Source organism: Micrococcus sp. HMSC067E09 (assembly GCF_001812555.1).
GTDB classification, from domain to species: domain Bacteria; phylum Actinomycetota; class Actinomycetes; order Actinomycetales; family Micrococcaceae; genus Micrococcus; species Micrococcus lylae.
Genome location: NZ_KV809449.1, coordinates 109,412 through 122,391 on the forward strand (window position 1 = coordinate 109,412; position 12,980 = coordinate 122,391).

At 72.7% G+C, this 12,980-nt stretch carries 12 protein-coding genes; 4 read left to right on the forward strand and 8 right to left on the reverse strand.

Annotated features, from left to right (window positions below):
- Positions 1–1,167, reverse strand: coding sequence for a DUF819 family protein (locus HMPREF2863_RS08760; protein ID WP_070639505.1), 1,167 nt, complete (start codon positions 1,165–1,167; stop codon positions 1–3).
- A gap of 277 nt (positions 1,168–1,444) precedes the next feature.
- On the opposite strand from HMPREF2863_RS08760, the gene HMPREF2863_RS08765 reads away from it, so the two are divergent.
- Entirely contained in the window at positions 1,445–2,254 is an 810-nt protein-coding gene (locus HMPREF2863_RS08765) for a DUF6226 family protein (protein WP_070639507.1), read from the forward strand.
- A gap of 31 nt (positions 2,255–2,285) precedes the next feature.
- On the opposite strand, the gene HMPREF2863_RS08770 is transcribed toward HMPREF2863_RS08765, so the two are convergent.
- Positions 2,286–3,914 (reverse strand): amidohydrolase, encoded by a 1,629-nt coding sequence (locus HMPREF2863_RS08770; RefSeq protein WP_070639509.1) that lies wholly within the window; start codon positions 3,912–3,914, stop codon positions 2,286–2,288.
- A 159-nt stretch (positions 3,915–4,073) separates the two neighbouring features.
- On the opposite strand from HMPREF2863_RS08770, the gene HMPREF2863_RS08775 reads away from it, so the two are divergent.
- Positions 4,074–4,697 (forward strand): GNAT family N-acetyltransferase, encoded by a 624-nt coding sequence (locus tag HMPREF2863_RS08775; RefSeq protein WP_070639511.1) that lies wholly within the window; start codon positions 4,074–4,076, stop codon positions 4,695–4,697.
- Positions 4,698–4,716: 19 nt separating this feature from the next.
- Here HMPREF2863_RS08775 and HMPREF2863_RS08780 read toward each other — a convergent pair whose 3' ends face one another.
- Together HMPREF2863_RS08780 and HMPREF2863_RS08785 are read right to left on the reverse strand one after the other, a co-directional pair.
- Entirely contained in the window at positions 4,717–7,176 is a 2,460-nt protein-coding gene (locus HMPREF2863_RS08780; protein ID WP_070639513.1) for a YhgE/Pip domain-containing protein, read from the reverse strand.
- Positions 7,176–7,949, reverse strand: coding sequence for an ATP-binding cassette domain-containing protein (locus tag HMPREF2863_RS08785; RefSeq protein ID WP_067191222.1), 774 nt, complete (start codon positions 7,947–7,949; stop codon positions 7,176–7,178). Before HMPREF2863_RS08785 ends, HMPREF2863_RS08780 begins: the two co-directional genes overlap by 1 nt.
- 95 nt (positions 7,950–8,044) lie before the next feature.
- Here HMPREF2863_RS08785 and HMPREF2863_RS08790 point away from each other — a divergent pair, with 95 nt between their 5' ends.
- Complete coding sequence (locus HMPREF2863_RS08790; RefSeq protein ID WP_067191224.1) at positions 8,045–8,653, forward strand: TetR/AcrR family transcriptional regulator; 609 nt, start codon at positions 8,045–8,047, stop codon at positions 8,651–8,653.
- A 100-nt stretch (positions 8,654–8,753) separates the two neighbouring features.
- Here HMPREF2863_RS08790 and HMPREF2863_RS08795 read toward each other — a convergent pair whose 3' ends face one another.
- Genes HMPREF2863_RS08795 through HMPREF2863_RS08805 form a run of 3 tightly spaced genes read right to left on the reverse strand, consistent with a single transcriptional unit; the run spans position 8,754 to position 11,171 of the window.
- Positions 8,754–9,797, reverse strand: a complete 1,044-nt coding sequence (locus HMPREF2863_RS08795; RefSeq protein WP_070639515.1) for a DMT family transporter — start codon at positions 9,795–9,797, stop codon at positions 8,754–8,756.
- 58 nt (positions 9,798–9,855) lie between these two features.
- A complete protein-coding gene (locus HMPREF2863_RS08800; protein ID WP_070639517.1) occupies positions 9,856–10,881 on the reverse strand; it encodes a Clp protease N-terminal domain-containing protein in 1,026 nt (341 codons plus the stop codon).
- Positions 10,878–11,171, reverse strand: a complete 294-nt coding sequence (locus tag HMPREF2863_RS08805) for a hypothetical protein (RefSeq protein WP_174520643.1) — start codon at positions 11,169–11,171, stop codon at positions 10,878–10,880. Before HMPREF2863_RS08805 ends, HMPREF2863_RS08800 begins: the two co-directional genes overlap by 4 nt.
- A gap of 283 nt (positions 11,172–11,454) precedes the next feature.
- Between HMPREF2863_RS08805 and HMPREF2863_RS08810 the strand changes: the two genes are divergently transcribed.
- Positions 11,455–12,243, forward strand: coding sequence for a DsbA family protein (locus HMPREF2863_RS08810; RefSeq protein ID WP_070639519.1), 789 nt, complete (start codon positions 11,455–11,457; stop codon positions 12,241–12,243).
- 139 nt (positions 12,244–12,382) lie between these two features.
- Here the strand turns inward: HMPREF2863_RS08810 and HMPREF2863_RS08815 are convergent.
- Positions 12,383–12,980: ABC transporter ATP-binding protein (locus HMPREF2863_RS08815; RefSeq protein WP_141756410.1), on the reverse strand; the 598-nt coding region annotated here is incomplete at its 5' end.

Consider the following 12,980-nt stretch of genomic DNA (forward strand, 5'->3'; position numbering starts at 1 on the left):
TCAGAGCCCCATCATGACCTGGGCGCCGCCGTAGCCGATCCAGGTGCCCAGGATCGAGCCGAGCAGTGCGAAGAGCACACCGACCGGGACCAGGTGACGGGAGAACGTGCCGGCGACCACCGGGGCCGAGGCCATGCCGCCCACGTTCGCCACGGAGGCGACGACCACGGAGAACAGGTCGGTCTTGGTGAGCTTCGCGTAGATCAGCATGAGCACGGCGTGGATCAGCAGGACCACGGCGCCGGCCAGCAGGAACCAGCCGCCCTCGGCGATCGCGGCGAAGTCGGAGCCCGAGGCGAGCTGGCCGATCACCATGAACAGCATCAGGGTGCCGACCTCATGCGAGCCGGCGACCTTGCCCAGCCTGGTCTGGGCGATGATCAGGCCCAGCACCGAGACGATGATGATGGTCCACGAGGTCGCGTTCACGGCGTCGGCGATGGAGGGGATGGCCTCCTCGAGCCAGGAGCCCAGGCGCAGGGCCACCGCGGACACCAGGAGGCTGCCGAAGGTCAGGCCCGCCAGGTTGGTGAGGTTGATGGCGCCCTTCTCCACCTGGGCGTTCTGGATGTGCCGGTCCAGGTAGGCGGTGTCCGCCTTGGTGAAGCGGTTGAACGCGCCGGAGAACACCACGGCGGAGAACATCAGCATCAGCCAGACCGAGTACATGACGGTGTCCGTGATCAGCGCGATGCCGAACGCGGACTCCGGCACGCCGACCATCCCCTGCACGGCGGCCATGTTCGCCGAGCCGCCGGTCCAGGAGCCCAGCAGGGCGCCGAGCGCCTTGTCCGAGCCCTCCGGCAGCAGCGGCTGGAAGATCAGGAAGGACAGGATGAACGCCGCGAAGATGGACACCGCGGTGACGAAGAAGGTGATCAGCAGCTTCGGGCCGAGCTGGATGATCTTCTTGATGTCGCACTGCAGCAGGAACAGGAAGACCATCGCCGGCAGCAGGAAGACGCGCAGCTCCTTGAGCGCGTCGCGCGCCTCGTTGTCCGCTTCGCCGAACACGCCGAGCGTGTTGAGCAGGGTGATGGTCAGGTACATCAGGACCATGGCCGGGACGTACTTGAAGAACTTCCAGCCGGTGGTCTTCTCGAGGACGATCAGCAGTCCGGCGACGCCGGCGACCACGCCGATCATGAGCAGCCCGTCGGTGATCACGGGGGCCTCCTAGGTGACAGCCGCACGGTCCGGCCGCCCTTCCTCCTCGGAAGGCGCCGGACGTCCGTGCGGACGGGATACGAGTGGTGGTCACGCCCTCCCCGCCCGCACGCAGCGGGCCGGGGGCGGTGCTCACGGCCCGGGCCTGTGCAGGACCCGCCGCCCCGGAAAGGCCGGGCGGAGAAACGTGACGCCGAACACTGTATACGCATGCCGGCCGGACGCGGACCGCGCACGGCTCAGCCCCGAGGCGTGTCAGCAGGTCTATGCTCGGCCCATGGCACAGATCGAGCAGGTGCAGGCCGAGGTGGACCGGCGCTGGTCCGGCATGGACATGCCGTCCTGGCCGGACCCGCACCCCGGCGCACGGGAGCCTGCGCCCGGCGAGTACTCGCAGGTGACGGACCCTGAGCGCTACGGGATCGTCCACGCGCGCGCCCGCCTCTGGGCGCAGGTGCTGGTGGAGCACGGGGCCCGAGCCGAGCAGCTCACGCCCCGGCCGGTCCCCGACTGGCCAGAGGGCCCGCCCGCCCCGGTGGACCGCCTCATGCGCGTCGATCCCCCGTCGGGCGCCGCCGGCGCCCTCCCCCTGTACCTCTGCGAGACGGACGGGTCCGAGGCGGAGGCGAGTGCCGGCGTCGGGAATCAGCAGGGGGACGACGACGGCCGCTCACCGGACACTGCCGTCCCGCCGTCCCTGCGGATCGCCTGGGGGACGACGGACGTGGTGCTTGACGTGCAGCCGGACTGCGGGTGCGATGCCTGCGACAGCGGCTCGGCCGACCTGCTGGAGGCCGTGGACGACACCGTCCGAAGCGCGCTGGTGGACACCGTGCGGCTGGTCGGCGTCAGGCGCGGGCCGGGGCGGAGCGCGCAGCGGCAGTGGTCGCTGACCTGGCACGCGGACGGCAACACCCAGGGGTCCGGGACGTTTCCGGGCGGACGCGGCCTGCGCCGGCACCAGCGGGACAGGGACGCCTGGCGGCGGATGAACGCGGCGTGCGAGCGGATCGCCCGCGGCGAGGAGCCCGACCTGCCGCGCGGCACGCAGGTGACGGTCGGACGGGCCTGGTTCCCTCAGGCGTGACCCCGGCGGCCCGGTCGGGCGGGCCGGCGGCTCAGAGCCCGCCGTGCACCCAGACCCCGCCGACGGCGGTGGCGACGACCTCGATGTCCCCGATCTGCTCGGCCGGCACCTCCATGGGGCTGGCGCCGAGCACCACGAAGTCGGCGAGCTGGCCGGGGCGGATCTGGCCCTTGCGGCCGCCCCACCCGGTGGCCACGGCCGAGCCCACGGTGTAGGCGTGCAGGGCCTCGGCGGCGGTGATGCGGTCGGCCGGGGAGAACTCACGGCCTGCGAAGGACCGGCGGAGCACGAAGTCCTGCATCACGCGCAGCGGGGCACCGTGGGTGACGGGGCGGTCGGAGGAGCCGGGCAGGACCATGCCGGCGTCCAGCAGGCGCTTGGCCGGGTAGGACAGCCTCGCCCGCTCCGCGCCGAGTCGCTCCTCCTCGCCCTCGCCGAATGCGGCGATGAAGTTCGGCTGGGTGGCCAGCACGATCCCCAGCCGGGCCATGTCCCGGATCTGGTCGTCCCGGACCACGCCGCCGTGCTCGATCCGGTGCGGTATGCGGGGACGGCCGTAGGACAGCTGCGCCTCCTCGATCGTCTCGATCGCGAAGTCCACGGCGGCGTCCCCCAGGGCGTGCAGCGCCAGGGACCAGCCGGCCGCGGCGGCCGCCAGTGTGGAAGCGCGCATGTGCGCGGCGTCCTGCTGCAGGTAGCCGTACACGTGGTGGCAGTGCTCGTACTCCTGCGTCATGGCGGCGGTGCGGCTCATGATCGAGCCGTCCGCGAAGACCTTCGCCGGGCCGACCTGCAGCCACTCGTCGCCCAGGCCCGTGCGCAGGCCGGCGTCCAGGGTGACGCGTTCGCCGTCGTCGGCATGGCCGGCCACCGGGTGCAGGGCGTCCAGCGTGACCATGGCCTGGAAGCGGGTCTTGAGCATGCCGGCGTCCCTGGCCCGCTGGTAGGCCCCGAACTCCAGGGGGCTGTGGCCGATCCAGCCGCCGGCCACACCGGCGTCCGTGACGGACGTGAGCCCGTCGGCCGCATACGCCGCGGACGCCCGTTCGAGCGCGTCGGCGATCGACGTGTCCGACTCCGGCTGGAGCAGCCGGTTCACGGAGGACATGGCGGTCTCCTTGAGCACGCCGGTGGGCCGTCCGCCCGCGTCCGTGACGATCTCGCCGCCCTCGGGCTGCCGATGGATCCCCTCGGGGATGCCGGCCATGAACAGCACGGCGGAGTTGACGGTGTAGGCGTGGCCGTGGCTGTGGCGCAGCAGCACCGGACGGCCCTTCGCCGCCGCGTCCAGGCCGTCGCGTTCCGGCTCGGGACCGGTCAGCTCGTCCGGGTTGTAGCCGGTGCACACCACCCACAGGCCGGGATCCAGCTGCGCGGCCCGCTCCTCGATGGCCGCGTAGACGGCGTCCGCGCTCTGAAGGCCCTCGAGGTCCAGCTCCAGCAGGGACTGGCCGAACCAGACGGAGTGTGCGTGGGCGTCGTTGAACCCGGGGGTGATGACCTGTCCGCCGGCGTCCACGCGGACCGCCGCGTCCAGGCCCTCGATGCGCTCGTCCACGCCCACGAACACGCCGTTCCACACGCCGAGCCTCGTGGCGGTGGGGCGGTGGAAGTCGCCGGTGATGATCCGGGCGTTCTCCACGATCAGGTCCAGCTGCATGCCTCGGCGGTCCCTTCCGTGTCCGTGCTGTCGGGTGAGCCACCAGTGTCCCCCATGCGTGCGTGCCACGCCTCCCGGCCCGCGTCGGCCGCTTCCCGACGACGGCCGCGCACCGCAGCCTGGGACGTCGCCCTGGCGGCGCCCCCGTACGCTCGAGCCATGACCTCTCCGCGGATCCTGCCTGCCGACCATCCCGACGTCGCCGCCCTGACCGCCGAGGGCTGGACGGTGGCGCAGGAGTCCTGGGCCGCCCGGGCGGAGGCCACGGACGAGGCGCGGCGACGCTGGGAGGAGGCGGCCGCCGTCGTGAAGGAGTTGGGCGCGTTCCGGCAGCTGACCTCGGACGACGTCCCCGCGGCCCTGGCCCTGGACGCCGCCACCGCCGGTGACTACCCGGGCGGGCCGGCCACCGCGCATGCCCCCATGACCGCCGAGTCGGCCCGGCCGACCGATGTCCGCCGCGCGTTCGGGCTCTTCGCCGCGGACGGGGCGCTGACGGCCATGACCTACGTGGACCTCGAGGGACCGGTGGCGGAGGTCGACTTCACCGTGGTCCGTGCGGACCTGCGCGGGCACGGGCTCGGCACGGCCCTCAAGGCCGCCTCGATGCTCGCCCTCGCCTTCCCCGCGTCCCCCGACGAGGGCCCCTCGCCTGCCGTGACCGTCTTCCGCACCGGAGGGGCAGCCGAGAACGCCGCGATCCGGCGCGCCTCCGAGCGGCTCGGGTTCGTGGTGGACGAGCGGTGGCTGACGCTGGCGGCGCCCACCGGGGACCCGGGCTGAGGGCCCGGCCGCCCTGGCGTCAGTGCTGGAGCGCCGGGTGCAGGTCCTTCATGCGGAACCTGCGGCGCCGGTGGACCACCAGCATGTCCAGGGCCAGGGCGGCGGCACCGATCACCAGCAGCACGGTCCACGCCGTCCAGAAGTGCTGATCGGATCCGCCGGAGATCGCGACCCGGAACGCCTCGATCGAGTAGGTCATGGGCATGAACGGGTGCAGCGCCTGGAAGAAGCCCGGCAGCACCGCGGACGGATAGGTTCCGCCGGTGGAGGCCAGCTGCAGGATCAGCAGGACCAGCAGCACAGCGGAACCGGGCGTGCCCAGCGCGTTCTGGATCAGATGCGCGATGAGGGAGAACGTCGCGGCCACCAGGAGCGTGAGCGCCACCGCCCGCACGGGATGCACCGGCTCCAGGCCCAGGGGCACCGTGGCACCCAGCATCACCAGGCTGCCGGCCATCGCCACCAGGCCCACCGGCAGCCACGCCGCGAGCGTCAGGGCCAGCGGGTTCCGGCGTCCGGCCAGCAGCCGGGCGCTCACCGGACGCATGATGTTGAAGGCGGCGATGCCGAACACCCACAGGGCGATGGAGAAGAACATCGGCGCCATGCCGCGGCCGTACACCTCGGCGGAGTGCTCCACATCCATGTTCGCCTTGACCGGACGGGACATCACGAGCGACGCCTCGTCCCGCTCGGCCTCGGTCAGCGCAGGGATCTGCTCGACGCCGTCCTTGAGCTCTGTGGCCAGCTGACCGGCACCGTCCTCGAGCTCGTTCAGCCCCGAACGCAGTGACGAGGAGCCGTCCTTGAGCTCGCCGATGCCGCTGTCCAGCTCCGTGGCTCCGGACTGCAGCTGCGTGGCGCCGTCCTCCAGCTGATGGGCGCCGTCGGCCAACGAGGCGTTGCCCTCGACGAGTTCGTCCGCACCGTCCTTGAGCTCGCCGAGCCCACTCTGCAGCGACCCGGCACCGTCCTGGAGGGCCCCCAGGCCCTGGTCGAGCTCGGTGGCACCCGCGCCGAGCTGCTCGAGGCCGTCCGCGAACCGTCCAGCCCCGTCCGCCAGGGTGTCGGCGCCGGTCTTGGCCTCTCCGATGCCGCCCTGCAGGGTCTGTGCACCGTCGGCCACGGCGTGGGCACCGTTGTTGAGGTCCGTGAGGTCCTTCTTGGCCTGCGCGGCCGCGTTCTCGCCGACGAGGGTCTGCACGCGCTCGTCGGCGGCCGCGGACAGGCCCGCGACCTCCTGCACCCTGTCATTGACCTCGGTGACGCGCTCGTCTGCGCCCACGAGCGCCTTCTGCAGCGCGGCGTACTGCTCCGACTCCGCGAGGTCGGGGTCCTCCTCGCCGAGCTCGGCCAGGGCGGCCTGGGCCTCGGCGATGCGCGCCGACGCGCCCTCCTCGCCCTTCCCGGACGCAGCGCCCACGCGCTGCACGCCCTCGTCCACGGCCGCGACATCGGCGGCCACGGCCTCCTGGCGCTCGATCACGGTGTTCAGGCGGGGCACCACGGTGTCATGGAGCTTCTGGGTGCCGTCGGCCACCTGGGAGGCGCCGTCGGCGAGCTCGGCCGAACCGGTCTGCAGCTGGCCCAGGCCGTCAGACAGGTCCTGGGCTCCCGACCGCAGGGTGGGGGCCTTCTCGGCGAGCTCACCGGCACCGGAGGCCAGCTTCTGGGAGCCTTCCCGGGCCTCGCCCAGACCGGAGCTCAGCTGCGTGGCACCGTCCTGGGCCTGGGAGACTCCGTCCGAGAGCTGGACCGCGCCGGCGGAGGCCTGGTCGGCACCGTCGGCGAGCTCCCCGGCGCCCGTGGCCAGCTCTCCGGCACCCGAGACCAGCTGGGACGAGCCGTCCTTGGCGTCGGCGAGGCCTTCATCGAGCTGGGCGGCACCCTGCCGTGCCGAGGTGGTGCCCTCCTTCAGCTCCGCGGCACCGTCGGCGGCCTCGGACATGCCGCCGCGCAGCTCGTTCAGGTTGTCGAACACGGCTTCGAAGTACGCCTCGATCGCGGACCGGTTCACCGCCGCCTCCACCTTCGCCTCACTCGACGCGGTGACGGAGCCGATCACGAAGCCGTTCGCATCGTCACGGCGCAGGGTGATCTCGGCCTGCTGCGGCGTCCCGCCCCCGTCAGGGCTGATGAGGTTGCTGCTGAGATCGGAGGGGATCTCGAGGATGAGGTAGTAGCGCCCGTCGCGCAGGCCCTCCTCGGCGTCCTCACGGGTGGTCTCATGCCAGTCGAAGTCGTTGTCCTCCACCAGCTTCTCGGTCATGTCCGCGCCGGTGGTGAGGGTGGTGTCCTCGTGCTTGACCGGCTTGTCCTCGTTCACGATGGCCACCGGAAGACGGTCCAGCTTCCCGTAGGGGTCCCAGTTCGCGGACAGGTAGAGGGCGCCGTAGAGCGCGGGCACGAGGACGACGAAGATCAGGGCGAGCAGCGGCAGGCCGCGGCGGAATCGACGGAGTTCGTAGCGGAACAGCATCAGTTCTCCCGGAAAGAGTGCAGGGTGAGGATCACGGCGTCGCGCGGGGTGGGCGCGGAGGCCACGGCACTCACGGCGAACGAGTGCCCGTGGTCCTTGAGGATGTCCATGGCGGAGTAGAGGTGGGTCAGCTCGTCCACGGTCAGAGACGCGTCCACGTCGTCGAAGGTGACGAGCCGGGACGGGCGCAGACAGGCCAGCAGCGCGGCGATCAGCGCCCGGGTCAGCGCAGAGAGCTCCCCCACCTCCGCATCCGAGTCCACTCCCAGGCCGACGGCCTCGGCGAGGAGGGCGAAACGCTCCCTGCCTGCCCGACGCCGGACGCCGTCCAGCAGGCAGCGCTCGTCCACCGCCTCGCGCACGGTGAGTGCCGGCTCGAGCTCCACCAGGTCCGTGACACGGGCGACGGCGGTGAGGGAGCGCAGCGCGTGGGGATGCCGGGACGCGTCGATCTCCGGCCGGTAGGCCCGTGAGGCGGGACGCTCCGCGCTGTCCAGCGCGACGTCCACGGGACCTCCGGTGAGGACGAGGTCCCCGCTCACGCCGTCGAGTCGGCCGGTCAGGGCCAGCAGCAGGGCCGAGCGGCCGGTGCCCTGTGAGCCGAGCACGGCCAGATGGGTCTGCGGCGGCAGCACCAGGTCCACCGGGCCGAAGACGGGCCCCCGGACGGTGCGCAGGGTCAGCTCCTGGGCCACCAGGGTGGACAGGGGCAGATCGTCTCGAGAGGAGTCGGAGGGCGGGGAGCCGGCGGCTGTCTCGGTGTCAGTGTGCATGGGGACGGGATCCTCTTTGCCAGGTCGAGGCAGATTCAATACCATCGGCATTCAGTACCAACGGTATTCAATACCATCGGAATCGAAAGGCTAGCATGGCCACCCGACCCCGCCGTGAAGACGTCCGCGCGGCCATCCTGGAGCAGGCTGCACGGTCGTTCGAGCAGGACGGCTACGCCCGGTCCTCCCTCGCCCGCATCGCCGCGCAGGCCGGGTACACCAAGGGGGCCGTGTACTCCAGCTTCACAGGGAAGCCGGACCTGTTCGCCTCGGCATGTGCATCCCAGTTCGAGAATGTCACGGTGAAGGCCATGGCGGGAATGGCCGACGCCCTGGACGACCCCGGCATGCCTCGTGACGCGCTGGTGGAGCGCATGGCGGACGCCCTGACGGACATCGTGCTGACGACCTCCGGAGCCTGGGCCTCGCTCCTGCACGAGTTCCAGGCGGCGGGTCTGCGGGAACCCACGGTGGGCGCCGCCTACCGGGACCTGACCACCCGGCGCCGTGACTTCCTCGCCGACCTGATCCGCAGGCACCGCGCCCTCGAGAACGTCCCCGCCGCCCAGATCACGCACTCGGCGGGCCTGCTGCTGATGCTCATGCACACCCTGACGGTGGAGCGCCGTCTCGCGCCGGACAGCCTGCAGCCGGAGGACGTGCGGCAGGCCCTGGCGGCAGCCGTGGACTTCCTGCTCCCCTGAGCGAGGCGGACGGAGAGTCGGCCGCCGCATGGTGCGCGGCCGTCGTCGGGAACCCGCGCCCCCGGCGCAAGGGTTCAGCGTGCCGACGGCCGGCATGCGCTCACCTGCCAGGGCCGTCGTCCGGTCCGGCAGGGACGGCGGGACGGTCTCGGCCCGTCGGACGCTCCTGCAGCGGATCTGCCTGCGGCGCGCGGGTCCTCCCGGGTCCGGCGAGCGCGGCGGCGGCCACGGCACCGCACGTGCCGACCACGGTGAGGACGGTGATCTGCGCCCCGCCGGTCGGGGCGAGGGCGTCCACCACCACAGAGCCGAGCAGATTGCCGGAGACCAGCCCGAGGGTGGCGGTGAAGACACCGACGCGGGGCACGAGGATCGCACTGAAGCCGATGAACACGCACCCCAGCGGCCCGCCGAGGTAGAGCCACCACTGGGGGACCAACCCGCCCTGGACGCCGGCGGCCGCCGCCTGCACAACGAGCACCAGGCCGATCACGCCCGCGCCGACCAGGAAGTTGATCAGTGTGGCCGGCAGCACGGATCCGTAGGCGGCGGCCTGCCAGGCGTTGAGGACCTGCTGCCCGCTGGTGGCGAGGCCGATCAGCAGGGGGATCGCAGCGAGCAGGAGCCAGCCGGGGCCGAGCCTGCCGGCCTCCCCCAGCCGGGGCCAGACCACCAGCACAACGGCGGCCACGGCCAGCGCCGCCCCCAGCACCCGGCGGGCGGTGAGCGGCCGGACGCCGGCAGGGCTCCACCCCAGCCGGTCCACGAGGATCCCGCCGATCAGCTGGCCGGTGACCAGGGCGACCGTGAACACGGCGACGCCGATGGTCCCGATGGACCCGGACTGTGCCAGCACCACGCAGGCGCCTGCCGTCCCGGCCACGAAGTGCCAGGGGCGCACCTGCCCGGACCACAGCGCCGCAGGCACCCGGGCCAGAGCGCGCCGGCCCCGTCCGGTGAGGACGGTGACGGCCAGGATCACCAGGAAGCCTGCGGTGAAGGAGGCGAAGGAGGCCAGCACCGGCTCCCCCGACTCCGCCGCGAACTGCGCGTTGAGCCGCCCCTGCACGGGCATCGTCGCCCCGGCCACGACCGCCGTCGCGAAGAACAGCGCCAGTCGCGCGGCGGGGGTCGGGCGGGTCATGGGTCACAGGGTAGGACCCTCCGCCACGAGCTGTCAGGCGGCGTCCACGGGCCGCAGGTCAGTCCCGGGCGCGGGCCTGCTCCACGATCCCGCGCAGCAGGCTGCGGTTCGCGCTGCCGGAGAAGACCGTGGCGGCCGCGCCGGCGATCCTGCCCAGACGCCCGATGCCGCGCACGCCGCGGGTCAGGGTGAGCAGGGTGCCCCCGTCGGCCGGGGTGATGAGCACGTGCAGGTAGGAGCCGCGCTCGTCCGTGTCCCCCTGGTCGGGCTTGGCGCCACCGGGCCAGAACATCTGCCAGGCGACCTCCCGGGCCTCACCGACCTGTGCGTCGCGGACGCGGCGGTACTCGTGTTCACGCCCCTTGCGCGTGACGTTGAGCAGCCCCGGCGCCACGAGGACATCGTCCATCCCCGGCATCAGCAGCGGCTTCATGGACTCCTCTGCCACGACGACGTCCCGCACCCGCTCCGGGGACAGCGGCACCCAGCGCTCGGCTCGGCGGGTGGTCTCCGCCAGGCCGTCGAGCAGGCCCGGGATCGGGGCGGCCGGGGAGTTGTCCTCGGCCTGGTCCTCGCCGACCGGCGGGAGCGCGGCACGCAGGGCGTGCAGGTCCGCCCCGGCAGCGCGCAGGGCTGCGGCCGGGCGGCGTGAGGGGTGGTCCATGAGGTCGGCGAACATCCCGGCCGGGGTGCCGGCGGCCTTCTCCAGGAAGCGTGCGGCCTCCGCGTCCAGCCGGAAGGAGCGCTTCGGGTCCAGGCGGCCGGGGACGGCCACCGGTTCACCGGCCGGCGGCAGGGTGATGCCCAAGGCAGACAGGTCCGCGGCGTCGCGGTCGCGGATGCCGGCACGCAGGGACTCGGCGGTCAGCCCCTGGGCGGCGAGCGCCTGCCCCACGGGCCCGCCGATCTGCGCGAAGGCCACGAGCAGGTCGTCCAGGGAGACGGCGCCCCGGCCGGCGGCGTCGGCCTCGAGGTGGGCGGAGCCGGCGATGTCCTGCGCGGCCGCAAGGGTGCGGGCGATTGCGGCGGGCTTCGCGGCGAGGTGTTCGGTCAGGGTGCTGACGGCGTCGGTCACACGGGTCATCGGGTCTCCGTCCTTCGGGGTCGGCGCAGCTCGGTGCTGACGCGGCGGCTGAACTTCTTGTGGGCTGCCTGGCGGGTGACCCCGAGCGCGGCGGCGATCTCGGGCCAGCCGAGGCCGGCGGCGAGCGCCGCCTCGACCTGCTTGAGTTCGAGCTCGTCTGCGAGGCGGCGCAGGGCGGCCACTGCCCGCAGTCCCCGCTGCGGGTCGGCCACATCGGCGGCCACGGCGGCCAGGTCCGTCCTGCTGGCGGGGTCCGCCGGTGTGGGGTCAGGGTGTCCCGAGGTGGTCATGCGTCAACTATGGTTGACGTGCGGGCGAGTTGTCAACCTCGGCTGCTCAATGGCCCTGCCTCCCTGCACGGACCGCCCTCGCGCGTGCCTCCCCCTTGCGCCGATCCATGCGCCCCACGCGCCCCCCGCGCGCCGAACCAGAAGAATCGGCCCCTTCGCACACCCCTGAAGGGGCCGAAGTCTCTGGCTCGGCACTCGGGGGTGGGCTGACACGTCCGCCGCCACCACCGGGCGAGTGGAAGACTGGACCCGTCCTTCACCGTCCATCCGAAAGGGTCCACCGATGCCCGTCTCCCTGTCACACCGCGCCCTGGCCGGCACCGCCGCCGCACTGCTCGCCGCCGTCGGGATCGGACTCGGCCTCCACTCGGTGACCTCGGACCTGCAGGGCAACCCGGGCTCGGTGCGGGCCGCCGTCGGCGCCACGGAGGACACCTCCCCGAACTTCATCGAGCGCCGGGACCCGAAGGACCCGCTCGCCCTGGGCCGCGTGGACGCCCCCGTGGTGCTCGTGGCGTTCGGCGACTACCAGTGCGGCCACTGCGCCTCGTGGTCCACGGACACCATGACGGCGCTGCAGAAGCACGTGGAGGACGGCACCCTGCGCATCGAGTGGCGTGACCTCAACATCTTCGGGAAGGACTCCGCCCGCGCCGCTCGCGCCGCCTGGGCCGCAGGCCGGCAGGACCGGTTCCTGGACTACCACCACGCCCTGTTCGCGGACGGCCACGCGCGCTCTGCCGATCAGCTCAGCGAGGAGGCACTCGTGGACCTCGCCGACGAGCTCGGCCTGGACACCGAGCGGTTCTCCGCGGACATGGACTCCGCGGACGCGAAGGAGGCCATCGCCCAGAACCAGCAGCTCGGCTACGCCCTCGGCGCCTCCTCCACCCCCGCCTTCATGCTGGACCGCAAGCCGCTGCTCGGCGACCAGCCGGCGGAGGTGTTCGAGCGCGGCATCCAGCGGGCCCTGGCCGGGCAGGAGTCCGAGGACTCGGCCGACGGCGACGGCGCCGGTGAGGACGCGCCCCGCGAGGGGACCACCTCAGACCCCACCGGCTCGACCATCTGAGGCCTGCGGCCCGGAACCCGGCGAACACCACCCCCCCACCACACAGGAGGGCGGGCGCCCCGACGATCCCCATGGATCCTCGGGACGCCCGCCCTCGCCCTGCGTCGGCATGCGGCGCCTGCGCACCGCCGCCGGCGTGTCAGCCGTTGAGGCGATCGCCCGTCTCGGCGTGGAACAGGTGCACGCGCTCCATCTGCGGGGCCACGCGGATGCGGGCGCCCTTCTCCGGGGCGGTGTAGCCGACGGTGCGCAGGGTGATGATGCGCTCCTCGCCGTCGATGTCCGTGTGGCCGTAGACGTAGGCGTCGGCGCCGAGCTCCTCCACGGTGTCCACCTCGACCTCGAGGCCCGCGCCGTCGGTGATCTCGAGGTTCTCGGGGCGCACGCCGAGGTCCAGGCTCTCGCCCACCTTCGCCAGCACGTCGCGCTCCACGGGCAGCACGGTGTTGCCCACGTGCAGGCCGTCGGCGGAGGTCTTCACGCGGAAGATGTTCATGGCCGGGGAGCCGATGAACCCGGCGACGAACACGTTCCTCGGCTTCTCGTAGAGGTTGCGCGGGGTGTCCACCTGCTGCAGCAGGCCGTCCTTGAGCACGGCCACGCGGTCGCCCATGGTCATGGCCTCGGTCTGGTCGTGGGTCACGTACACGGTGGTGGTGCCGAGGCGGCGGGTGAGCTGGGCGATCTGGGCGCGGGTCTGCACGCGGAGCTTGGCGTCCAGGTTGGACAGCGGCTCG